Below are 24,328 nucleotides of genomic sequence, written 5' to 3'. Positions count from 1 at the left end.
TTTGGCAAAACGTTGGCTTGAACAAATTCGATTGTGTATATTTGTTGTTTGTAAAAATTTAGATTATGTCATTGAACAAATTCTCGAGAACATTAACTCAAGAGGTAACTAATCCTGCGGCGAAAGCGATGCTTTACGGCATTGGTTTAACTTCTGAGGATATGAACAAGGCTCAGATCGGTATCGCGAGTACAGGTTATGAGGGGAATCCGTGTAACATGCACCTGAATGGTTTGTCGGTCCATGTGAAAAAGGGTATCCAAGAAAATGGCATGGTGGGATTGATTTTCCACACGATTGGTGTCTCGGATGGTATGACGAATGGTAACGACGGAATGAGTTATTCCTTGCCTTCGCGTGATATTATTGCTGATTCGATCGAGAATGTAGTGGGTGCGCAATGGTATGATGGCGTGATTGCGGTGGTTGGTTGTGATAAGAATATGCCAGGAGCGATGATGGCTTTGGCACGTTTGAACCGTCCGGGCATGTTGGTCTACGGCGGAACCATTCGTTCAGGTTCTTACAAAGGAGAGAAATTAGATATCGTGTCGGCTTTTGAAGCCTTAGGTAAAAAATACGCGGGTACTATCTCCGACGAGGATTACGAGGGGGTTATTCAGAATTCGATTCCGGGCCCTGGGGCTTGCGGAGGTATGTATACGGCGAATACGATGGCCTCATCGATGGAGGCTATGGGTTTGGTTCTACCCAATTCATCGTCTTATCCGGCGACGCACGAGGGGAAGAAAGAGGAGTGTTTGGCAATCGGTGCGGCGATGAAGGTTTTGTTGGAGAAGAACATTTGTCCACGTGATATCATGACGCGTCATGCATTCGAAAATGCGATGACGGTAGTGATGGCGCTGGGCGGAAGTACGAATGCAGTATTACATTATTTAGCGATTGCGCATTCGGCGGGCGTTTCCTTTACCTTGAAGGATATTCAAGCTATTTCAGATCGTACGCCTTTGATTGCGGATTTGAAGCCGTCAGGTAAATATTACATGGAGGACGTTTTGGCGATCGGAGGAATGCCAGCGATTTTAAAATATTTATTGAAAGAAGGTTATTTGCATGGCGAGTGTTTGACCGTAACGGGTAAGACGATGGCAGAGAACTTAGCGGATGCACCGGATTTGGATTTTGATGCACAGAAAATCATTTTCCCGATATCGAAGCCTTTGAAAGCGACAGGTCACTTACAAGTTTTGTATGGCAATTTAGCAACAGAAGGAGCTATTGCGAAAATTACGGGCAAAGAGGGTGAGCGTTTTGAAGGCGTGGCAAAAGTATGTGAGCGGGAGGAAGAGGTGATGGAGTTCTTATCAAAAGGAGAGATTAAAGCAGGCCATGTCGTTGTTATTCGCAACGAAGGTCCCAAAGGTGGACCCGGGATGCCGGAGATGTTGAAGCCAACGTCCGCGTTGATGGGAGCAGGTTTAGGGAATTCGGTAGCGATGATCACAGATGGTCGTTTCTCAGGTGGAACACACGGATTCGTCGTAGGCCACGTGACACCAGAGGCGCAAGAAGGTGGAAACATCGGATTGGTGAAGGATGGTGATAAGATTACGATTGATGCGGTAGATAATAAAATCATCTTGCACGTATCGGATGAGGAGTTGGCAGAACGCCGTAAGGCTTGGAAACCTCGTGCTTCTCCACATACTTCTGGGGTGTTGCGTAAATACATCAAAAATGTTGCGTCAGCCAGCCAAGGTTGTGTGACCGACTTATAATAATTGCAAATTCAATTTTTTTCTAAGGCCGGAAGACTTAAATTAGACTTCGCTTTAGATTGGAGACAAAATAGTAAATAAACCATGGGACAGACCCAAACCCAAGCCGCTGAATCCGAACAACCTGTGAAGACTAAATTCTTAACGGGTGCCCAGGCGATTATGCAATCCTTGGTGGAGCAAGGGGTGACAACTATTTTTGGATATCCGGGTGGGGCGATTATGCCTACCTACGATGCACTCTTTGACTATCAAGATCGTCTAAAGCACATCCTTGTTCGTCACGAGCAAGGCGCTGGCCATGCGGCGCAAGGTTATGCGCGCATGCTTAATAAGGCTGGGGTTTGTATGGTTACTTCGGGCCCAGGAGCGACTAATTTGATTACCCCCATTGCCGATGCGATGTTGGATTCAACGCCATTGGTATGTATCGTGGGTCAAGTTAAGGGAAATTTATTAGGAACAGACGCCTTTCAAGAATGTGATTTGATCGGAATCTCCATGCCGGTAACCAAATGGAATTATCAGGTGATGGATGCCAATGAAATTCCCGAAATTATTGCAAAAGCATTTTACATCGCCGAGACAGGAAGACCTGGTCCGGTATTGATTGATATTACGCGTACGGCACAGTCGGAAACGATGACAATCCCGTTTGAATACAAACCTTGTACATCGATTATCTCGTACAAGCCACGGATTGAGCCGAAGCCTGATCATGTAGCCGCAGCGGCTAAATTGATCAACGAGGCGAAGAAACCCTACATTTTGGCGGGCCATGGAATTTTGATTTCCGGCGCGGAGAAAGAATTAAATGAGTTGGTCGACAAAGCGGGTATTCCCGTGGCAACGACCTTATTGGGTATGTCATCCATGGATGCCGATCACCCGATGTATGTGGGCTGGCCGGGAATGCATGGGAATTATGGAGCCAATGTCTTGACAAATTCGTGTGATGTATTGATTGCCATCGGAATGCGTTTCGATGATCGAATCACAGGCGATTTGTCGACCTATGCAAAACAAGCCAAAATCGTTCACATTGAAATCGATCCAGCGGAGGTAGATAAAAACGTGAAAGCAGATGCTCCTGTCGTGGGGGATGCAAAGGCTGCCTTGAAGGCTTTATTGCCTTTGATTAAGCCAGCGAAACACGATGAGTGGCGTGCGGAATTCGATAAATTTGATAAAGAAGAATACGAGAAGATCACCTTGAAAGATGTTTTCCATGACGGAAACCAGATTAAAATGGGTGAGGCTATCGCGATGATGTCCGACAAGACGAAAGGCGAGGCAGTGGTGGTAACCGATGTGGGTCAGCATCAGATGGTGACCAATCGCTATTACCGTTTCAAGAAAAAGAATTCGATTGTTACCTCGGGTGGCGCGGGTACGATGGGCTTTGCGCTTCCGGCAGCATTTGGCGCGAAAGTAGCCGTTCCTGAGCGTGAGGTTGTCGCGGTAATCGGTGATGGAGGTTTCCAAATGACTTTACAGGAGCTTGGTACCATTGCGCAAAGTAAATTACCGGTTAAAATTATCATTCTGAATAACAACTTCCTGGGCATGGTTCGCCAGTGGCAAGAGCTTTTCCATGAGCGTCGTTATTCATTTGTGGAATTAGAAAATCCCGATTTTATTACGATAGCGAAAGGTTTTGGAATTCCAGGCCATACGGTAACGGATCGGAATTTATTAAGTGAGTCTTTGGATACTTTATTGAATTCAGAAACTCCATACTTATTAGAAATTGTTTGTGAAAAAGAAGGGAATGTGTTTCCTATGGTGCCTGCAGGAGGTACAGTAACCAATGTAAGGCTCGAGTAAAACTATGTTGACAAATTACACCCTTTCCGTATTTACCACCAACACGGTCGGTTTATTAAATCGAATCACGATCATCTTCACGCGTCGTCGCTTGAACATTGAGAGTTTAACGGTTTCTGAAACAGAGCGTCGTGGGGTTTCACGCTTTACGATTGTCATCCGAAGCGAAAACCGCGATGTGGTCGAAAAGCTCGTACGCCAAATCCGTAAGGTGACCGATGTATTAGCGGTATATGGTTATTTGGATGATGAGATTATCTTCAACGAGGTAGCCTTGTTTAAGTTGGCAACACCCCTCGGTGGCGAGCCGATTGATGTGAAGACCATCAACTTGGATTGGAATGCCAAGGTCGTTCATTGGGGATTGGAATATGTCGTGGTGGAGAAGAACGGAACCGAAGATGAATTAACAGAATTTTATACCTACTTGAAGAAGTGGGAAATTTTAGAGTACATCAAATCAGGACGTATTGCCGTAGGTAAGACGGAAAAAGGTTTGGTTGAATTTCTTCCCGAAGGTAATTGGGAAATCGTATAATCGTTAAGCAAATAAATTAATTAAACAACAACAAAACATGGCACAGATTAATTTCGGAGGAGTTGTAGAAGAGGTAGTAACAAGAGAAGAGTTCCCATTAGAGAAAGCTAGACAAGTATTAGCTGATCAAACCATCGCGGTAATCGGTTACGGCGTGCAAGGTCCTGGACAAGCATTGAACATGAAAGACAATGGTCTGAATGTGATTGTTGGTCAACGTAAAGGTAAAACGTATGATAAAGCCGTTGCTGACGGTTGGGTTCCAGGTGTTACTTTATTCGAAATCGAAGAGGCTTTGGAAAAAGGTACCATCATTTGTTATTTATTATCAGATGCGGCTCAAATTGAATTGTGGCCTACAGTGAAGAAATATTTGACTCCAGGTAAATCCTTGTATTTCTCACACGGATTTGGAATCACTTACAAAGAGAAAACAGGTATCATTCCTCCAGCAGATGTAGACGTATTCTTAGCTGCTCCGAAAGGATCAGGTACTTCATTACGTCGTTTATTCGTAGCAGGTAAAGGATTGAACTCTTCGTTTGCTGTTTACCAAGATGCGACAGGAAAAGCGCGTGAGAAGTGTATTGCGATGGCAATCGGTGTAGGTTCTGGATACTTATTCGAAACAGATTTCTACAAAGAAGTAACGTCTGACTTAACGGGTGAGCGTGGAACCTTGATGGGTGCGATCCAAGGTATTTTCGCGGCTCAATACGAAGTATTGCGAGAGAACGGTCACTCACCATCAGAGGCATTCAATGAGACTGTGGAGGAATTGACGCAATCGTTGATGCCATTGGTAGCTGAGAATGGAATGGATTGGATGTATGCCAACTGCTCTACGACGGCACAACGTGGTGCTTTGGATTGGTGGAAGCCTTTCCGTGATGCATCGAAGCCCGTATTCGAGAAATTATATAATTCAGTGAAGACACAAGCGGAAGCGGAGCGTTCAATCACCTTGAATTCACAACCGGATTATCGTGTAAAATTGGATGCTGAATTGAAGGAGATTGCAGATATGGAAATGTGGAGAGCGGGAGCTGCGGTACGTAGCTTACGTCCAGAGAATAGTTAATTCAATTGAGTTTAGTAGCGAAGTCGCCTGAGTAAGTCTCGGGCGACTTTTTTATTGTTCGGCAATGCCTTTTTTGTACATTTGCAGGGCATGGAATTCAACAAATTAAAAGACGTTCCAAGCCTTCATCAAATCAAACTAGTCGCAAAACAAATCGAGGACCTCGTCTTGAAGTCCCCGCTTGTGTATGCACCCCGATTATCTGAAAGCTTTGGCGCAAATATTTATTTAAAGCGGGAAGATCTTCAAGGAGTTCGTTCCTACAAAATCCGAGGGGCCTATCATAAAATCATGAATATTCCCGAGGAGTTGCGTTCTCAGGGCGTGGTTGCCGCCTCTGCGGGAAACCATGCGCAAGGTGTAGCGCTTTCCTGTGCCAAGTTAGCGATCCAAGCCTATATCTTTATGCCGATCACAACTCCGCTTCAAAAAGTGGAGGCCGTTCGTTTTCACGGCAAAGAAAAAGTCCGCATCAAACTTGTGGGGAACACCTTCGATGAGGCCTATGCAGCAGCTCAAGCCTTTTGTGAGGAGACAAAGGCCATATTTATTCCACCCTTTGATGATTATGACATTATCGCTGGACAGGCGACCGTCACCTTGGAGATTCTCAATCAATTACCTCTTCCGGCCGATTATCTATTCTTAGCCATCGGCGGCGGCGGTTTAGCTGCTGGCGCTTCATTGGTTTTAAAGGAATTATCCCCAAGTACACAATTGATCGGAGTAGAACCTGAATTGGCACCCTCAATGTCGGCAAGTTTAGTCGCACAGGAAGTGGTCACCTTGCCCGAAATCGATTCGTTTGTAGACGGGGCCTCCGTTAAACGGGTCGGTTCGAAGAATTTCGCTATTTGTGAAGCTGAGCTTGGTCGGATGGTTTTAGTCAACAAGAAAGTGCTATGCCAAACCATGTTAGACCTCTACGAATTCTATGGCATGATTGTGGAACCTGCGGGCGCCTTGTCGGTCGCTGCCCTAGAACAAATGCGCACGGAAATCAAGGGAAAAACGGTCGTTTGTGTTATTTCGGGAGGTAATTTTGATACCAAGCGATTCCCCGAAATAAAGTTGATCGCACAGAATTAGGTTTAAAAATTTGATTTTCAACGAGGACACCCTAGCTTTGTTGCTTTAACTAGCGGGCATGTCAAAAATTTGGAAATCCATTCTCTACGTCTTGTATTTGACATTTTTCATCGTCATTGCCTTGGAGATTATTTTACAGATTTACAATCCAATTCCCTTTCGGATTAAGGGGGATAAAATCAGCTTACCGATCAATCAATCGTATAGCTTTGTCAATCAATATCCTTGCTTCGATTCGCTCATTATACATAAGAAGAATTCCTTAGGATTTCGCGGGGAGGAAATGCCCAAAGAGGCCGGCTACACCAAAATCATAACGGTCGGAGGAAGTACAACGGAATGTTTCTTTATTTCCGACGATAAAGCATGGCCGCAGGTGATGCAAACGGAACTGCGTAAAAATAAACCCAAGACTTGGGTGAATAATGCAGGTTTGAATGGACATTCCAGTTTTGGACATCTTTTGCTCTTGAAGGATGTCGTGCTGAAACAAAAGCCGGATTATGTGTATTTTTTGGTGGGGGTGAATGATATGGACCGACAAGATTTAAACCAATTTGATAACCGGATGGTCTTAGGGAAATCGGTTCAAATGGAACAAAATGGTTGGTTAAAGAATGCTTTTCTGACCCTCACGAATCACTCCGAAGTAGCCAATTTGGTGTACAATCTCTCGAAGGCGATGAAGGCACGCAATCAGGCTATTTTTGTCGATAAAATTGTTGCACTAAATCCCAAAGATACGCTTGGTATTCCGAGCGAAAAGCAGAACGAAATTCTTTCTAAACAGCGATTGCTTTTACCTGCTTACCGGGGTCGTTTAATGAAATTGATTCAGGCTTGCCGGGCCCAAGGAGTGAAGCCGGTCATGCTCACGCAGCCCTTATTGATGGGCAAAGGAATTGATCCGGTCACAGGAACGGATTTAGCGAAAGTTAAGGTTTCGGACGGGGTCAATGGTGCCTTGTATTGGGCGAAGTTGGAGTTGTACAATGATGTGATGCGCCAACTCTGTCAAGATGAGAAAGTCGAATTGATTGATTTGGCTGCCTTAATGCCGAAGACTTCTGAATATTTTTATGATCCGATGCATTTTACGAATGCAGGTTCCATACGAGTGGGTCAAATTTTGGCGGAATCCAGTCGCCGTTTCCTAAAATAATGAAGCGTTAAGTAATATTTTAACTATTTTTGTCTTTTCGATTTCATTAAACGCCTGACGATTTGAAGATTTTAGGGATTTCCGCGTATTATCATGATTCTGCTGCTGCTTACATCGAGGATGGCGTGATTATTGCCGCGGCACAGGAGGAACGTTTCACACGGAAAAAGCATGACCCCGGTTTTCCTAGCCATTCTGTTCAATATTGTTTGTCGGAGGCGGGTGTCCAACTAAGTGATTTGGATGCGATCGTCTTTTATGATAAGCCTTTATTGAAAATGGAGCGCTTGTTGGAGACCTATTATGCCTTTTCTCCCAAAGGGCTTTTGTCCTTTTTAACAGCCATTCCGGTTTGGTTAAAGGAGAAAATGTTTCTCAAGCGGATGTTATACGATGAGCTTTTTGCCATCGGCAAATTTGATAAAAAGAAAGTTAAATTATTATTTCCTGAGCATCACCTCTCGCACGCAGCCAGTGCATTTTACCCTTCGCCTTATGACGATGCGGCAATTTTGACCTTGGATGGGGTAGGAGAATGGGCGACGGCCTCCATTGGTCATGGTCAAGGAAATAAATTAAGCATATTGAAAGAGCTGAAGTTCCCACATTCTTTGGGTTTATTGTATTCAGCTTTTACGTACTTTCTAGGATTCAAAGTGAATTCGGGGGAGTATAAACTCATGGGATTAGCGCCTTACGGCCGCCATGCTTCTCCGGAAGTAGAGTACTACAAAAAGCTCATTCGTGAGGTTCTGGTAGACATTAAGTCGGATGGATCCATCTGGTTAAATCAAGAATATTTTAATTACGCGACGGGTTTACGCATGGTACACGATGCCAAATGGGAACAGCTTTTCGGTTTCCCGACCCGTGAGTCTGAGTCAATTCTGGAACAAAAACATTGTGATTTAGGCTTAGCTATTCAAGAAATAACGGAAGAAATTGTGATTCTGATGGCTCAAGAAGCTAAGCGATTAACCGGTTCGAAGGCCTGTGTATTAGCGGGTGGAGTGGCCTTGAATTGTGTGGCGAATGGCAAATTAAAGGACGCAGGAATTTTTGAATCCATCTTCATTCAACCGGCCGCTGGGGATGCGGGTGGCGCCTTAGGTGCGGCATTGGCGGCACATTACATCTATTTCGATCAAGAACGTGTGGTCGATACGACTCGCATGGATGGCATGTCGGGTTCGTATTTAGGGCCATCGTACTCCGACAAGGAAATTGAGCAGATGGCGAAACAGAATCAAGCGGTGTTCACCCATTACGCGGATTTTAGTGAGTTGTCGGCCAAGACGGCGGAATTACTTGCTGAGGGGAATGTGATTGGTTGGTTCCAAGGTCGTATGGAGTTTGGGCCTCGCGCATTGGGAGGACGAAGTATTTTGGGGGATCCACGTAACCCGGAAATGCAGAAGAAATTGAATTTGAAGATTAAATACCGCGAAGGATTTAGACCCTTTGCGCCGTCGGTTTTAGCGGAAGATGTGTCAGAATATTTCGAGTGTGATACGATTTCGCCTTACATGTTATTGGTGCATGGGGTGCAACCTGCGCGCCGGAATGCGATGCCTGCGAATTACGAACAGTTGGATATGATGGATAAATTGTATTTCCTTCGTTCAGATTTGCCTTCTATTACGCACATCGATTATTCAGCGCGTATTCAGACGGTACATGCGGAAACGAATCCACGTTATCATCAATTGATTTCGGATTTCAAGGCCAAGACAGGCGTTGGGGTAGTAGTTAATACGAGTTTTAATGTGCGCGGCGAGCCGATTGTGTGTACGCCTGCTGATGCGTACCGTTGTTTGATGCGGACGGAAATGGATTACTTGGTTGTGGGTAACTACATCTTCGATAAGAAAACGCAGACCCCTTGGGCGGAGTCAGACGACTGGAAAAAAGAATTTGTCTTAGATTAAAAAATAGCAATATGGACTTTTTAAGTGATTTGTGGAATTTCATGATGGAACGAAAAAAATGGTGGTTGACCCCCGTGATCATCGTTCTTTTACTAATTGGTTTGTTAATTGTGGTAGCAGGTGGTTCTGCTTTGGCTCCCTTTATCTATACTTTATTTTAATTGATGAAGACGCAAAATACAGCTCAAACCATTCTAGCGATTGTCGTTGGCCTCGTCGCCTTCAGTCTGTTTTTTCGGTTGGAATTATTGGCTCAGATTGCCTTCGGGTTAGGTCTGTTGGCCTTACTTTCAGATGCTTTCGCACAATTAATAGCTAAGGTCTGGTTGAAAGTAGCAGAGATACTGGGGCGGGTCAATGGGTATATTTTATTGACCATTATTTTCTTTCTTTTTCTGACACCTATTGCGCTTTTGATGCGCTTAATTCAAAAGGCAGATAATCTGAAATTAAAGCGTCAAGCGAATGATTCGATCTATGAAACGCGAAATCATACCTATCAAGCGAAGGATTTGTCGAATATTTGGTAAATATTTTCATTTTTTTCAGAAAACTCAATTTCTATTAATTTCGATAGTTTAGATTATTAATCTATTTATTCGTATTTTAAAAGACTCATTTTCCAAATGGGTCTTTTTTTGTGTTATTTTTTCGATTATTAGTCTAAATTTATATTTTTCGACAGCCTCATTTTGTTGTTTGCTAATGGGAATTAATTTAGTTTTGCGTTCGATTTAGCCAATAAAACTTATGAGTAACCGCATACAAATTTTTGATACGACATTACGGGATGGTGAGCAAGTTCCGGGTTGTCAATTGAACCGAGAGGAGAAAGTTGAAGTAGCCAAGGAGCTCGAAAAGTTAGGTGTCGATATCATCGAAGCGGGTTTTCCTATCTCATCTCCAGGTGATTTTGCTTCGGTAAAGGCTATCGCGGAGGCGGTGAGTGAGCCAACGGTTTGTGCATTAACACGTGCAAAGAAGGAGGATATCGATGCAGCGGTCGAGGCCTTAAAGCCGGCGCGCCGTCCTCGAATTCATACGGGAATCGGGGCATCCGATGTGCACATTAAGCATAAGTTTAATTCGACGCGTGAGGAGATTATCGAGCGAGGTGTTTGGGCTGTCAAATATGCCAAATCATTTGTAGAGGACGTCGAGTTTTTTGCCGAAGATGCCGGTCGGGCCGATTTACCCTTCTTAGCCAAATTAACTTCTGAAGTCATTAAGGCGGGTGCAACGGTTGTTAACTTGCCAGATACAACAGGCTATTTATTACCGAATCAGATGTATGATCGCATCAGCTATTTATACGAGCATGTGGATAACATTCATCAAGCAACGATTTCGATGCACAACCACAATGATTTGGGCTTGGCAACTGCGAATACCATCGCAGGTATTCAAGCAGGGGCTCGTCAGGTAGAGGTTACCATCAATGGTATTGGTGAGCGTGCCGGAAATACTTCCTTGGAAGAGATTGCTATGATTTTAAACGTACACAAGGATTTAGGATTTACGACAGGGATTAATCCAAAATACTTGTATCCAACGAGCTGTTTGGTCTCTAATTTAATGGGCATGCCTGTTCAAGCCAATAAAGCGGTTGTTGGGGCGAATGCCTTCGCCCATTCCTCGGGAATTCACCAAGATGGTTTCTTGAAGCATGCGCAGAATTATGAGATTATGAATCCTGAAGATGTAGGAGTTCCTTCTTCAGCGATTGTATTGACTTCTCGTTCAGGTCGGGCGGCTTTACGTCACCGCTTGAGCCTCTTGGGTTTTGATTTTGAGAAACCGGAATTAGATAAGATTTACACGCGCTTCTTGCTGATGGCTGATGCACGTAAAATGATACACGACGAGGATTTGAAGGAATTAGTGGGCTAATTCAATCATCGAATCAAAGCAAAAGAAGACGTTCGCTCATCATAGGGGACGTCTTCTTTTATTTTGACGCTATGGCTTAGCGTGTTAATCGCCAGAAAATAGGAAGGCTTCTTCGCCTGAAAGACCAATAGAATCCCTTTTTGATCTGTGTAGTACTCCCGAATCCCTTTTTCGTAGGCGGACATCGGCTTTAATTGAATATTTGGGGTTTCTTTGAGCTGGGTATTCATCAATCCCGTGGGAAATTGATAGGTTCCGGCAGATTTAAATAAGAATTGTTCCCTTTTTTCGAAGCGGTAATTTGTATTTAGGTCAAAATGATAGGCATTGCTTGCATCTGCGATAAGTCGATTATGTAAGTTCTCCAACTTAGCTTCGGCGTAATAATGTGATAGCCCAATCCACAGCATCGCCGGTAACAGTAACCAAGAACGATTCCATTTGATCGGATAAAGGTCAGCTTGAATAAGGGTGAAATAGCTAATGACTAGGTAAACCGTTCCGTAGGTGGAAAAACGTTCCGAGAATAACACAAGGAGGTCTCCAGATTCGCCTACTCGGCCAAGCGCGACCATGGCGCCTACTGCCATCAATTGGACGAAAATCAAGGCAGAAAAGAGTAAGGCGGGCTTTTGAGTTTGGTGATAACACCAAGCAACCCAGAGGACATTCGCACTAAATAGAATGCCCATGATGCTAGCCACGAGCATATTCTTTTTGATTGCTCCTCCTGCAAATAAGATCGCCCCTTTAGCAGCTAATAAAATTTTGGTTAATGAATTTCCTGAGCTTGAAATGGTGCTTGGGGCTTCATAGCCCAAGAAATATAAATAGATAACCAGGCCTGCCAATAATCCATATAGCCACCATTTGGAGTCTTTTAGATAAAGTAAAAGTAGAAATACGAGTGGGAAAAAGGCTAAACCTTCCGTGCTGAAAAGGGGGTAGGCTAATGAAAGCCAGATTCCCCATTGACGTGTTTTCTCATGGCTAATCCAGTAGGCTAACCAGATTAAAAAGACAATCGCTGTGGTATGTTGGAGCACGCCAATCAACGCGAAATTGTCCAGATTGCCGTTAGCCGCAAATAATAGGCCGACCAAAGCTACGAGGTGTCCGTAGTTTACTCGATTTCTTTTTAGGAATTGAAAGATTGGGTAAATGACCGAAATCAAACACAAATTTGCCAGTATTGTTAATTCTTTAAAATTAAATAGGTCGCTATATTGAGCGTAAAAAGCCGTCAATATTCTGGCCACGGGAAAGCGATGAATGAAGCTGTGAAATTCAACGGTTCGATTCCATAAATCAGGTCCGTGAAGCTGCGGTAAATCGGTGAAATAAGCCAAAAATAAAACATCATCTCCCCAAGTCGGGAAGTTGATGAGGTAATGCGAAAGATTATAAAAATGGAGAATTATGAAACCGCTGCAAGCAAGTAGGATAATCCATGGGCTTAATTTTTTCATGCGCTGACGCTGCTCGCTAGGGTGATTTTTTGGTCGTGTAGGATTTCCAAAATCCCCATATTGATTTCTTGTTTGGTTGTTTGGAACATGCTTAGGTCTTTAGTCTCCACAAAAAACATGACTGAAATATCCAAGGAATAGGGGCCAAAACCTTCAAAAACAACTTTGGCCTCTTTTTTACGGCAAAGCTTCTCCTGATTAATTCGGGCAGTAATACGTTCGATCGCTTGCTTAATTTGTTCGGGCGACGTGTTTAAGGCACAAGTTAGGTTGAATTTCGCTCGGCGAAATTCGCGTTCACTCATGTTTTCAAGGGATTGTGAAGTAAGCAGTCGGTTCGGAATCACAATCACATTTCCATCCGCTCCTCGCAAACGTGTGCTCCGAAAACCAATTTTTTCGATGTCGCCACTGATCGCGCCAACTTGAATATTGTCACCTACGACAAAGGGTAGATCCAAGAAAATCGTAAACGAGGCAAATAAGTTTTCCAAGGTTTCGCGGGCCGCTAATGCTAAAGCCAAACCCCCAATACCTAAACCGGTGATTAGGGCAACCACATCCACTTCGAAAATTCGGCCAAGAATAACAAATCCCGCCCCGGCAATAATAAACACTAAGGAGAGGTCGTTCAGAAAAGGAATGAATTGTTGTTTGGATTTTTGGTCAACTCCCTTCCATTTTTCTTGCGCGACGAAGATGCCTACTTTGACGAGGCGGATAATGAGCCAACTAACATTAAGGATCAGGATGGTCTCAAATACTTTGGAAAGTAGAAAACGAATGCCAAACTTCTCAATGGATACCCAGTTCCAAGCCGCTGGGATGTGAATATTCTGAGCAGCGAAGTACAAGAAAATCCAGAATGTTAACCATTCGAATGGATTTCGCATGAGTACGATGCAATCTTGCAAGGTGATATATTCCTTTGGGAAGAAGCGAAGGACAAGTCTTGAAAAGGTATTTGAGAATAAACGCCGAAGAAGAAGCCCCAGAATAAGTATGAAACCGAATAAGACGAAATCGATTGCCGAGTTTTCCAAAAAGTACCAATTGCTTAAGCGCTCCATACGGGATTCTCAAAATATGATTTCAAATATAGCTAATATCTTACTCGATTATGAAAAAAATTACGACCTTTGCAGACTTGAAAGATATAAAAGGGAGGAATTTTAATCGCATGATTTACAATCAATTGACTCATTTGAATAAAAAGGTTTTTACGTTTCTAGGGCTATCCCTCGTTTTTTCGCTCGTATTTTTATCCAATTTGCACGCACAAACGATTGTTAATTCTCCTTTATCCTACATCGGAATGGGGGAGTTGTATTCTCCTGAATCCCCTTCAAACACCATGATGGGTGGAATTGGGGTTTCGAACTCGAACGGTATCTACTCAAATCAGATAAATCCCGCGCTTCTTGCTCGTAATCACTACACCATGTTTGAAGTTGGGGTAAATACCGAGCTGAAGAATATGCAGGATTATCGTCAGCGCCAACAAAGTTTTGGGGGTAATTACCAGTCATTTAATTTAACGGTTCCCGTGATTCCAACGCGCTGGACCATGTCATTTGGTGTTAGACCCTATTCGACAGTGAATTATGAGACACGTTCTTATCGTCGTTTGAATGTATTGGGTGTCGATAGTTTATTATACACTTACAAGGGCCAAGGTGGCGTAAGTAAGTTAACGATTTCGAATGGTGTCCGAATCGGTAAAGATTTTTATTTGGGCTTAGAAACGGGTTTCTTGTTTGGTGCAGTTAATCGGAATGTAGGTACCCAAAACCTCTCCGACGGTCAGTTCTATAAGATTCAATTGGAGAATCAAACGAATTACAGCGATTTCACCTTTAAAGCAGGTGCCGCTTACCGCAAGACCCTAAAAAATGATGTCGTACTGAATGTAGGCGCTACCATGGATCTGAGTGCAAAACTCAATGCCACGGGAGTAAAAAGATTTGTTACTTATGATTTAGGTGGACTTAATATTATTAATTCGGATACCCTTAAATCGGCTATTGCGATTACCCAACAACTTCCCGTGTCGACTCGAATGGGAATTAGTGTGGAGCGTTTGGCACATTGGATGGTCGGGGTAGATTATGTGCGCACCGATTGGTCGAAAGTGGATAATAATTTAGGCAGAAGTACAGTATTGCCGGTGAGCCAACAAATTTCCATCGGGGCGGAATATACACCTGATTTTGAATCAATTTCAAATTATTTCAAACGCGTGACGTATCGTATCGGTGTATCTCAAACGACGACGCCTTATGATTTTGCGGGAAATGGTATTTATGCCAAGGATCAGAGTCTTTCGTTAGGAATGGCTTTGCCTTTACGTAATTTCTTGAATTATGTAAATGTCTCCTACCAAATCGGTAAGCGGGGCACCTTGGCGGATAACTTACTCGAAGAACAATACCACCGAGTTGTGATCGGACTTACCTTAGGGGATGTTTGGTTCCGTAAACTTAAAATCGACTAACTTCATGCCTTATTCTGTGAGATTCTTACTGACGGTAGTGAGTTCTCTACTCATTTGGTCTTGTCAAGGTGAACAGGCCAAAGATAAGCGTGTCTATCGCGGGCCGAAATCTGAATTAGAAGGTATTGATATGGTCTATTCCGACTCGGGTCGAACGGTCGTACACATGATTACAGAAAAGCAAATCACCTCACCCACGGAAGATCGAATTTATCCCAAAGAGATGAAGCTCTGGTTTTATGATAAACTGGGTAATGTCAGCTCAGAAATTCGTGGCGATTCCGCCCATTTTTTCCGAACGACTAATTCATATAAGTTAATGGGGCATGTGGTGATCAACAACGTTCTGAAGGGCGAATTAATGAAGACGGATGAATTCACTTGGTTGCCGGATGAAAAGCGAATCTTTACGGATAAACCTGTATCCATCAAAACCAGGACTGATATTGTTCATGGGGTGGGCTTTGATGCCGCTCAGGATTTCTCATCCTATTCATTACGACGCGTGAGTAATTCCGTGCTGACGGTGGATGAATTGCCGACCAACTAACGGCAGTTTTTCAGGGCAGCTTTGGCTTCATCAAACGAATAAATTTTCTTGTTTCCCCAGCTGTCCTGCATGAAAGTAACTAGCTCAGCGATGTCAATTGCCTCTAATTTAGGATTGGCTGGCATGTACCCTGCGTAAGCTTTCCCGTTTACCTTGATTTCCCCTCGCTGTCCTTGTTCGATGATGCAAACAAGCTGTTGTTGCGTTACCCTTTTCCAAAGGTCTGTATTTGCTAAAGCGGGGTATAAATCCCGTAATCCACTTCCGTTGCTTTGGTGACAATTTGCGCAATTTTGTTCATATAAAACCCTGCCTTCTACCACATATTGTTGGTATAAAATTTCCTCTTTGCTTTGGCAAGAAGCCAGCAAAATCAATAAGCTAAGTATCAGGGTATATTTCATGGTTTTTCGTTTAATAAAATCTCAAGATCTTCGATCAAGTGATTGACTTCCTCTTCTTTGGTTCCATCATAGATTCCCCGAACATGCCGTTGTTTGTCTACCAAAATAAAGGCGCCGCTATGAACAAAGCCGCCCGCCTCGTTTTTATCTTCCTGTGCGGTTACCATGTAGGATTTTTCGCCTAATTGGTAAATTTTTGCCTTATCTCCTGTCAGCATCGTCCATTTGGGAGCCTTGACTTGCAGGCGCTCAGCATAGCTATGTAAAACGGAAGGGGTATCGAATGTCGGATCGATGCTATGTGAAACGATGCGAACCTCCTCATTGTTTAGGTAGCGTTCATAAATTCGCAATAATTGCGTTTTCATCTTAGGACAGATGGTCGGGCAAGAGGTAAAGAAAAAGTCGGCCACATAGACTTTCCCCTCCAGATCTTTTTCGCTTACCCAAACAGAATCTTGATTCAAAAAGCGAAAAGCGGGTATCTGGTGGTAAACCGTATCCACCTTACCCTTGACAATTTTTGTCTCTTTGGGACCTAGATAGGGCAAGGCTTTTTTCTCTTGACAAGCGACGATAATCAGTCCAAGAAATAAGATACTACTGAGGAAGGTAAGCTTTGGCTGCATGAAGACTGGAGTCGGTTAGTTTTTGTAAATCTTGTAAATCCTTGTACTGCTTACCTAGGTATTCAATTTTAGATTTGATGTCCATTTTGGATAGACTATCTACGGAAAAGTGATGCATCCAGTCCATCATGGCTTCATCGGATTTAGCAAGTGCGCGCTTCAGTTTATTCACGTGGACGGTGTCTTTCCCCTTCGACAAACTGTCTAATTGTTTTTGTAAGGAAATTAATTCCTCCGTTTTTGGCATGAGTTCGTCATGTAATCCCAATACCTTGGTTTGTAATTCCTCACTCATTTTTTCTTCGGCTTGTGAACAGCTCCAAAGACCCGTTATCAATAAACAACAAATCAAGATTTTATTTAGCATGGTTGGATTGGATTAATTTTCGAACATTATCTTTTAAGTCGAGGTAACCTTGTTGGCCCCCAATCATCTTGGCAATTTCATCCACACGTTCTTCCCCTTCGAGTTTGCGTAAACTAGAAACGGTTTTTTCCCCCGCGTGGTCTTTGTAGACATACCAATGGGAAATTCCGGCCGCTGCGATTTGAGGAAGGTGGGTAATGGCAATGAGCTGGTGGCCTTGACTCATTTGGGTCAACATCTGGCCAATCTTGATGGCGATCTCTCCGGATACGCCGGTATCGATTTCATCAAGAATCAATGTGGGCAAAGCACGCTTTTGGGCTAAGAGATGCTTGATCGAAAGCATGAGTCGGCTTAATTCACCACCGGAGGCAACCTGCTTAAAGGGCTTGGGACTCAAACCTTTATTTGCGGAAAATAACAATTGAATTTTATCAATTCCTGAAATCCGCATTTCACGCTCCTCAATTTCCCAAGCCAAGCTGGCATTGGGGATTCCCAAAGCCGAGAGGGACTCCGTCAATTGCTTTAGGATGGAATCTAGGACCTGTTTTCTGTTTTCACTCAGGGATTTTGCTGCCTTCGAGGCTAGCTTTTCTGATTCACCTAGAGTGGCAAGGGCATCGCTTAAGGCTTGGTCCAGATTGGTGTATTGAGCAATCTGATCATCTAAATCATTGCGTATTTCGATGAGCGTCGCAATCTCTTTTACTTGGTATTTTTGTAGAAGGCGATTCAATACATCCAATCGCTGTTGTTGGATCAGTAAGCTAGCTGAATCTGTTTGAAAATCTTCTGCTTCGCCTTCAACTTCACTTGCCAAATCTTTTAATTCAATCCATATGCTTTCGAGTCGGGTTTTCCATGCCTCATAGGTTGGATCCCATTTACTTAGGGCTTGGGCTTGTTGGAGCGCCAAACGCATTTGTTGGATGCTCGAAAATTCATCTACGCTTAGCAGGTTGGCGAGGGATGCAAGTTTCTCGTGAATTTGTTCGGCGTTTTCTCCTTTTTCTACGGCGATCTCAAGTCCTTCGTATTCGTCTTCTCGTAATTGAGCGGCTTCAAGTTCTTGGAATTGGAACTGCTTGAAGTCAAGACCTTGTTGGCCTTCCGCCGCTTGCTTTCTAACGGTATTGACACGCTCTTGCGCATTTAAGTAATCCTGAAAAGCGTGCTGGTAGCTATTTTTTAGCTCTTGGTTTTGGGCGAAACTGTCGACAAATTCCAAGCTAAATTCGGGATGTGACATCCACCATGTATCCTGTTGGGAATGAATATCAATCAATTCTTGTCCGATCTTTCGAAGGGAATCCAGATTCACAGGGCTGTCATTTACGAAGCTACGTGATTTCCCCTGGGCATTGATTTCCCGGCGGATTAAACAAGGTTCTTCGAAATCCAAGCCCTCCTCTTCGAATAAGCGCGAGATGTGTGGGTAATTGGTTAGGGAGAAGGTTCCCTCGATGATGCATTTTTTATTGGGGTCATAGAGGGATTTACTATCGGCTCTAGCGCCCATCAATAAAGCGATGGCTCCCAATAGGATGGATTTCCCGGCTCCTGTTTCACCGGTAATGACGCTCAAGCCATCAGAAAGGCTCAAATTGACGGAGTCAATGAGGGCATAATTCTGTATGTGTAATTGTTTGAGCATGCGTGTGAATTGGAATTCGAATTTACATAAAAATTTCTGTTCGAATTTTTATTTCATCCGATTAAAGGTTTTTGATGAATTTTATCAATAATTTGTACCTTTGGAAAAATTTTACGCCTACGTTTATTTAACCCCTACGAAATGAGTGTTTTAGTTAACAAGAATTCGAAAATTATAGTACAAGGTTTTACAGGAACTGAAGGTACCTTTCACGCAGAGCAGATGATTGCTTATGGTACCCAAGTGGTAGGAGGGGTGACCCCAGGAAAAGGAGGAGGAACTCACTTAGACCGCCCTATTTTTAATACAGTGGCAGACGCTGTTGCGAAGACAGGTGCGGATACATCGATTATTTTTGTTCCGCCAGCATTTGCTGCGGATGCGATCATGGAAGCTGCGGACGCAGGTATCAAAGTGATTATTTGTATCACAGAAGGTATTCCGACGAAGGACATGATTGTTGCAAAGGAATATATTCAAAATTATGACTGCCGTTTAATTGGGCCAAACTGTCCAGGTGTCATGACCGCGGATGAGTGTAAGGTAGGTATCATGCCTGGCTTTATCTTCCAAAAGGGTCGTGTGGGTATCGTATCTAAATCGGGTACTTTAACGTATGAGGCAGTAGACCAATTAACCAAAGCAGGATTAGGTCAAACGACGGCGATCGGTATTGGAGGAGATCCAATTATTGGAACAACGACGAAAGAAGCGGTTGAGTTGTTAATGAATGATCCGGAAACAGAAGGTATTGTGATGATTGGTGAGATTGGTGGAGGCATGGAAGCGGAAGCAGCTCGTTGGATCAAGGCTGATGGAAATCGTAAGCCAGTGGTAGGATTTATCGCAGGTCAAACGGCACCGAAAGGACGCCGTATGGGACATGCGGGTGCCATTATTGGAGGCGCGGATGATACGGCTGAAGCTAAAATGAAGATCATGCAAGAGTGTGGTATTCATGTCGTTTACTCTCCGGCAGATATCGGTGAAACGATGATTAAAGCGTTAGCTGGAAAATAATAGCAAGGATGATTCCTTTTATACAAAAATCTGCTAATCAGTTCCTTAACGGGAAGGTTAGCAGATTTTTTTTATTCTTTTTTTTATTAATCACATCAGACATTGCGGCCACGCAGTGGCAAGAGGTGCAACCATTGGATAAGTCTTGGTTGGTGTATCAGGCCAACATGAAGGCTTTTTTGCCCTACATTTCCTCTAAACATTACAATTACAAGTCCAAGTTTTTGGCGATTCCATTGGCGGAGTATCCCAATACCTATTTGCGTTTGGCGATGGATGAGGAATATGTCTTGTTTGTTCAAGGGGCATTTCATAGTCATTTAAAAAAGGAGGAAGTCTATTCGTGGTCGATGGATAGTTTACAAGCACGATATCCAATTAATGGACCTTTGTACTTTAGTTTTTACCGGGCTAACATGGCAGGTATCCCTCAGGGAGTTAGCATTGAACGTAAGGTTGAAGAGAATAATACGGCTTTTTCAGATATGTTGAATTTGCGCCAACGAAATGCCTATCTATTTAATCAGTTTTTTGGGTCTTCCTTTTTGTTGATTTTGTTCTTTTTAGGTGTTTTATATGCTGCTTTCCCACGTTATTTTGCAGCCTATTTTCGCTTCACGGATTGGATACACTGGGAAATTAAAGAAGAGGTATTATTGAAAAATGCCTTTGCTTTCCCCAATCTATTAGTCATCCTTTTATTGAGTCTTATTACGGCATGCTTTTCCTTTTACAATGGTTTGCTGAATCAATCGCAAGATTCGTTTTTTGAATCGCAGGAAAATCTACAACGTTTCGTACCGGCGATCGGTTTCGTGCTCTCCAAGACGCTGCTAGGTTTTGGCTTATTTGTCAGTAGGTATTTCGTTTACAAATTATTTACCAATTTGTTTCGTTTGCCTCATATTGCGGATGCGCATTACTTTAAGTCCATTCAGGCAAACCTTCAATTTTTTATCGTCTTGTTTAGTTTGCTAAGTTTATTCTCCGTTTACATGGGCCCTATGTACGCGGTTAATTTGAATTATATTTCCTACCTGATTACGGGTTACTTCTTTGTTCGGGCGATCTATTTCTTTCAGGTATTTCGGCGGACATATCAGGTTAATCAATTGTCTTTGTTGGCCTACCTAATCTTAATGGAGGGTCAGGTCATGGTTTTTGGATTGCGAGAATTGATTTTTCCGGAATACATGTAGGGTCGGATAATTTTTTGATATTTTTTGTCGTATATTTGCAGGCATTTTCAGTTTTAGGCAAACTGAGGCTGATTAAATTGAATCAATAATTATGAGTGGAGTTGCTAATGTTATTCAACCAGATCCAAGTCGGTTGAAAAAAGTTAAAAGTATCCTTGTTACCCAAGTTTTTCCTACGGAGGCGGCTAAAGTCCCTTACTCTGAGATTGAGCGTAAATACAATGTAAAGGTTGATTTTCGTTCCTTTATTGATGTGAAGGGGATTTCATTTAAGGATTTCAGAAAGCAAAAAATCAATATTCTAGAGCATACAGCGATCATATTTACAAGTCGTAACGCCATTGATCATTTCTTCCGTATCTGCAAAGAAGCGAAGATTGAGGTTCCTGCGGATATGAAATACTTCTGTATTACCGAGCAGACAGCTAATTATTTGCATAAATACATCGTTATTCGTAAACGTAAGATTTTTACGGGGACAAAAACAGCCTTGGATTTATTGGAGGTTATCAAGAAACATAAAACAGAAAAGTTTTTGTTTCCATGCTCCAATAAGCGCCAAAAAGACTTGCCGGATTATATGGGGACGAATGATTTTCAGTTGACGGAAGCGGTCATGTATGAGACGGTTTCAGCTGACTTGTCGGATCTAGAAAATGTATTTTATGATGTGATTGCCTTTTTTAGCCCATCAGGTATTACCTCTTTGTTTGAAAACTTTCCAGAATTTAAGCAGAATAATACGCGATTAGCGGCTTTTGGTCCTACGACAGCCCAGGCAGTACATGATGCGGGATTAATTTTGGATATTCAGGCACCCATGCCGAATGCACCTTCCATGACGGGTGCATTAGAGCATTACATTAAACAAGCCAACGCAAAATAAATAGAAAGCTCCTTAATGGAGCTTTTTTTATTAAGGCAGGATTTAGCTATCGTTATTTTGTTTATTTTAGCCCATATTTTGGCAGACCACGAAAGATGCAAGGATTGAAATACGCCTTTGGAAATAGTTTAACGTACTTGCTACTGTTCCTATTCAGTCTAAGCTTGCATGCACAACAAACGCCGGCATTAAGTTTATATCATCTAAATCCACTTTTTTTTAATCCAGCTGCTGCCGGGGCAGGTCGCGATGCCTACGTTCAAACACATTACCGTAACCAATGGACAGCCTACGAAACGTCACAAGATGGGAGTGGAAATTTGGGGACGACGATTGTTGGTTTATCCATTCCTTTGAATTTTCAAGGGTTAGGAATGGGCTTGGTGCTGATGAATGACAAAACGCCTTCCGGGGTGGGGCAGCAAGTTGTACGACTTCAGCTAGGTTATCACAAAACGTTGGCCTCCGGTGCCGTTATTTCTTTGGGGGCGGGATTTGGTATGCAGAACAAATCATTTGATGGGCGCGTGTTTCGAGTGCGAGATCCCAATGACCCATTGGCGATTGAATTATCGGGTAAGCAAGTTTCGCAGTCTCTGCCTGATTTTAATGCAGGTGCAATGTATACGACAGATTTGTGGGAGCTCGGTTTGGGTGTTGGGCATATAAATCAACCCAATTACGACTTTGGGACAAGTCGTGTAAAATTAACAAATGAATTAGCTGCGAATTTACATACGAAAGGTATTGTAGGGCTGTCGGATCGTTTTGAGCTGAGTCCATTTGCCCAACTTACTTATTATCAAGCTAGATTGTTGCCACAAGTGGGGGCGAAGTTGATTTACCAGCAAAAGTTTTGGCTGGGAGGTGGCTACCGTTGGGACGATGCAACAAGTTTAATGCTTGGGATGTCACTATTGAATAGTCGATTGGATGTAGCCTATGCGATGGATTTGTCGGTCATTAATGCTGCGGTCAAGTCCAATTTGTCACATGAGATTATGTTCAAATTTATATTGCCGAGTTTTCAGACTTCGTCACGCTATGTGCCGGTGAAGACACCTCGATTTAAATAGCATGAACTGAATAGGAAATTCGCGCAAAAAAATGGGAATTTGTGAATGAATTATTAGAAATTCCGTTAATTTTGAGGAATTTGATTTAATACTGTGTACATATTTATTTTGTGCACAATTTTTTAAGATTGATATCGTTTTTAAAAAGGTATAATAATTCGTCTTTATGAATTTTAAATTTATTGGAAAGCCATTGGCATTTGTTTTGTCGGCCTTTGTTTTATCTGCAGTACTTTATGGATGTGGAGGTTCAAAGGGAGGAGCAGGCAGTTCTAAGAAGACCTTGAGTAGCTCAAAGGGGGCTTCGTCATCTTCGAAAAAAGGAGGTCTTAAGTTTGGTAAATCGGCTAAAAATGCGCCTGAGATTGAAAACGGAGAAATTGTGGCGAGCGCTCGTAAGGGATGGAGTCAGCCTACGCCGTATGGAATGGTGTTAGTTCCTGCGGGTAGCTATATGATGGGGCAGGCAGATGAAGATGCATCACGTTCGGGCATAAGCTTTAATAAGCGTGTAACGGTGGCTGCTTTTTACATGGATGATACAGAAATTACGAATCATGAGTATCGTCAGTTCACCAATTCTTTGTTGAGAGACTCTGTTTCTGTCTTAGGTGAGGATAAGATTATGACGGAATATTATCCGGATACGACCGTTTGGAAAAGTGATTTTACTTACCACAATGGTGATCCGATGTTAGAGTATTATTTTTCGAGTCCAGCATTTGATCAATATCCGGTCGTGGGTGTTAGTTGGGACGCCGCGCGCTATTTCTGTTTATGGCGTTCAAAGATGTTGAATGAATATCGCAGAAAGCAGGGTCAGTACATTTTGCCACGTTTTGAATTGCCATCGGAATCTGAGTGGGAGTGGGCGGCACGTGGTGGACGGGCAGCTGCGAAATACCCTTGGGGTAATCCTTATGTAGCGAATGCTAAAGGTTGTTTGATGGCTAACTTTAAGCCTCATCGTGGAAATTACGATGCAGATGGTTACGCATATACAGCTCCAGCGAATGCATTTGATCCCAATGATTTTGGTTTATACAATATGTCGGGTAACGTAGCTGAGTGGTGCGTAGATGCCTTTGCGGAGAATGCGTCGGCGGTTACCTGGGATTTAAATACGGTTAATATTGATGCGGATGAGCCGCGTAAGGTGGTTCGTGGGGGTTCATGGAAGGATATTGCATACTACCTTGAAACGGGTACTCGTGCATATGAGTTGCAAAATAAGAAGCGTTCTTACATCGGGTTTCGTTCGATGATGCGATATTTGGGACGTCCTGCATTAAAGAAATAGTTCAACAATCAAAGATTCAA

General features: G+C 43.0%; 23 protein-coding genes. 17 read left to right on the top strand and 6 right to left on the bottom strand.

Annotated features, from left to right (window positions below; all coding sequences use genetic code 11):
• Positions 1-65: 65 nt before the first annotated feature.
• The 10 genes from ilvD to ACMH5P_RS10950 all read left to right on the top strand — a co-directional run bounded on the left by ilvD (position 66) and on the right by ACMH5P_RS10950 (position 11,257).
• Positions 66-1,742, top strand: coding sequence for a dihydroxy-acid dehydratase (gene ilvD / locus ACMH5P_RS10995; protein WP_459494418.1), 1,677 nt, complete (start codon positions 66-68; stop codon positions 1,740-1,742).
• 84 nt (positions 1,743-1,826) lie between these two features.
• Complete coding sequence (gene ilvB / locus ACMH5P_RS10990; protein WP_459494417.1) at positions 1,827-3,569, top strand: biosynthetic-type acetolactate synthase large subunit; 1,743 nt, start codon at positions 1,827-1,829, stop codon at positions 3,567-3,569.
• Between the two features lie 7 nt (positions 3,570-3,576).
• Positions 3,577-4,107: an acetolactate synthase small subunit gene (ilvN, locus tag ACMH5P_RS10985; protein WP_459494595.1), complete on the top strand. Its 531-nt coding sequence runs from the start codon at positions 3,577-3,579 to the stop codon at positions 4,105-4,107.
• A 37-nt stretch (positions 4,108-4,144) separates the two neighbouring features.
• Positions 4,145-5,188 carry a ketol-acid reductoisomerase gene (gene ilvC / locus ACMH5P_RS10980; RefSeq protein ID WP_459494416.1) on the top strand — a complete coding sequence of 348 codons (1,044 nt, stop codon included), beginning with the start codon at positions 4,145-4,147 and terminating at the stop codon, positions 5,186-5,188.
• A 90-nt stretch (positions 5,189-5,278) separates the two neighbouring features.
• Positions 5,279-6,277 carry a threonine ammonia-lyase IlvA gene (ilvA, locus tag ACMH5P_RS10975; protein ID WP_459494415.1) on the top strand — a complete coding sequence of 333 codons (999 nt, stop codon included), beginning with the start codon at positions 5,279-5,281 and terminating at the stop codon, positions 6,275-6,277.
• Positions 6,278-6,335: 58 nt separating this feature from the next.
• Positions 6,336-7,439 carry an SGNH/GDSL hydrolase family protein gene (locus tag ACMH5P_RS10970; RefSeq protein ID WP_459494414.1) on the top strand — a complete coding sequence of 368 codons (1,104 nt, stop codon included), beginning with the start codon at positions 6,336-6,338 and terminating at the stop codon, positions 7,437-7,439.
• 62 nt (positions 7,440-7,501) lie between these two features.
• Entirely contained in the window at positions 7,502-9,367 is a 1,866-nt protein-coding gene (locus tag ACMH5P_RS10965) for a carbamoyltransferase family protein (protein ID WP_459494413.1), read from the top strand.
• A gap of 11 nt (positions 9,368-9,378) precedes the next feature.
• Positions 9,379-9,528 (top strand): DUF5989 family protein, encoded by a 150-nt coding sequence (locus ACMH5P_RS10960; RefSeq protein ID WP_459494412.1) that lies wholly within the window; start codon positions 9,379-9,381, stop codon positions 9,526-9,528.
• A gap of 3 nt (positions 9,529-9,531) precedes the next feature.
• Positions 9,532-9,897 carry an SxtJ family membrane protein gene (locus tag ACMH5P_RS10955; RefSeq protein WP_459494411.1) on the top strand — a complete coding sequence of 122 codons (366 nt, stop codon included), beginning with the start codon at positions 9,532-9,534 and terminating at the stop codon, positions 9,895-9,897.
• A 220-nt stretch (positions 9,898-10,117) separates the two neighbouring features.
• Positions 10,118-11,257 carry a 2-isopropylmalate synthase gene (locus ACMH5P_RS10950; RefSeq protein WP_459494410.1) on the top strand — a complete coding sequence of 380 codons (1,140 nt, stop codon included), beginning with the start codon at positions 10,118-10,120 and terminating at the stop codon, positions 11,255-11,257.
• Between the two features lie 5 nt (positions 11,258-11,262).
• Here ACMH5P_RS10950 and ACMH5P_RS10945 read toward each other — a convergent pair whose 3' ends face one another.
• Positions 11,263-12,726, bottom strand: a complete 1,464-nt coding sequence (locus tag ACMH5P_RS10945; protein WP_459494409.1) for a hypothetical protein — start codon at positions 12,724-12,726, stop codon at positions 11,263-11,265.
• Positions 12,723-13,796, bottom strand: a complete 1,074-nt coding sequence (locus tag ACMH5P_RS10940) for a mechanosensitive ion channel family protein (RefSeq protein ID WP_459494408.1) — start codon at positions 13,794-13,796, stop codon at positions 12,723-12,725. The genes ACMH5P_RS10945 and ACMH5P_RS10940 overlap by 4 nt, the downstream gene beginning before the upstream one ends.
• Positions 13,797-13,846: 50 nt before the next feature.
• Between ACMH5P_RS10940 and ACMH5P_RS10935 the strand changes: the two genes are divergently transcribed.
• Positions 13,847-15,220 carry a hypothetical protein gene (locus tag ACMH5P_RS10935; protein ID WP_459494407.1) on the top strand — a complete coding sequence of 458 codons (1,374 nt, stop codon included), beginning with the start codon at positions 13,847-13,849 and terminating at the stop codon, positions 15,218-15,220.
• Between the two features lie 4 nt (positions 15,221-15,224).
• Positions 15,225-15,770: an LPS export ABC transporter periplasmic protein LptC gene (lptC, locus tag ACMH5P_RS10930; protein WP_459494406.1), complete on the top strand. Its 546-nt coding sequence runs from the start codon at positions 15,225-15,227 to the stop codon at positions 15,768-15,770.
• On the opposite strand, the gene ACMH5P_RS10925 is transcribed toward lptC, so the two are convergent.
• The 4 genes from ACMH5P_RS10925 to recN are packed head-to-tail and all read right to left on the bottom strand — an operon-like array spanning position 15,767 to position 18,827.
• Positions 15,767-16,174 (bottom strand): c-type cytochrome, encoded by a 408-nt coding sequence (locus ACMH5P_RS10925; RefSeq protein WP_459494405.1) that lies wholly within the window; start codon positions 16,172-16,174, stop codon positions 15,767-15,769. The genes lptC and ACMH5P_RS10925 overlap by 4 nt on opposite strands.
• Positions 16,171-16,803, bottom strand: a complete 633-nt coding sequence (locus ACMH5P_RS10920; protein WP_459494404.1) for an SCO family protein — start codon at positions 16,801-16,803, stop codon at positions 16,171-16,173. The genes ACMH5P_RS10925 and ACMH5P_RS10920 overlap by 4 nt, the downstream gene beginning before the upstream one ends.
• Positions 16,775-17,170 carry a hypothetical protein gene (locus tag ACMH5P_RS10915; protein ID WP_459494403.1) on the bottom strand — a complete coding sequence of 132 codons (396 nt, stop codon included), beginning with the start codon at positions 17,168-17,170 and terminating at the stop codon, positions 16,775-16,777. The genes ACMH5P_RS10920 and ACMH5P_RS10915 overlap by 29 nt, the downstream gene beginning before the upstream one ends.
• A complete protein-coding gene (gene recN, locus ACMH5P_RS10910; RefSeq protein WP_459494402.1) occupies positions 17,160-18,827 on the bottom strand; it encodes a DNA repair protein RecN in 1,668 nt (555 codons plus the stop codon). Before recN ends, ACMH5P_RS10915 begins: the two co-directional genes overlap by 11 nt.
• A gap of 141 nt (positions 18,828-18,968) precedes the next feature.
• On the opposite strand from recN, the gene sucD reads away from it, so the two are divergent.
• The 5 genes from sucD (at position 18,969) to porK (ending at position 24,308) form a co-directional block, all read left to right on the top strand.
• Positions 18,969-19,847 (top strand): succinate--CoA ligase subunit alpha, encoded by an 879-nt coding sequence (sucD, locus tag ACMH5P_RS10905; RefSeq protein ID WP_459494401.1) that lies wholly within the window; start codon positions 18,969-18,971, stop codon positions 19,845-19,847.
• An 8-nt stretch (positions 19,848-19,855) separates the two neighbouring features.
• Positions 19,856-21,046, top strand: coding sequence for a hypothetical protein (locus ACMH5P_RS10900; protein ID WP_459494400.1), 1,191 nt, complete (start codon positions 19,856-19,858; stop codon positions 21,044-21,046).
• A gap of 91 nt (positions 21,047-21,137) precedes the next feature.
• The gene (locus tag ACMH5P_RS10895; protein ID WP_459494399.1) at positions 21,138-21,932 is read left to right on the top strand and encodes a uroporphyrinogen-III synthase; all 795 of its coding nucleotides are present in this window, start codon (positions 21,138-21,140) and stop codon (positions 21,930-21,932) included.
• Between the two features lie 95 nt (positions 21,933-22,027).
• A complete protein-coding gene (locus tag ACMH5P_RS10890) occupies positions 22,028-23,008 on the top strand; it encodes a PorP/SprF family type IX secretion system membrane protein (RefSeq protein WP_459494398.1) in 981 nt (326 codons plus the stop codon).
• Positions 23,009-23,174: 166 nt separating this feature from the next.
• Positions 23,175-24,308: a T9SS ring complex lipoprotein PorK/GldK gene (gene porK / locus ACMH5P_RS10885; protein WP_459494397.1), complete on the top strand. Its 1,134-nt coding sequence runs from the start codon at positions 23,175-23,177 to the stop codon at positions 24,306-24,308.
• The last annotated feature ends 20 nt before the right edge of the window (positions 24,309-24,328 follow it).

It is taken from the genome of Aquirufa sp. 5-AUSEE-100C1 (genome assembly GCF_054558655.1).
This window is presented reverse-complemented; position numbering and strand designations above follow the sequence as displayed.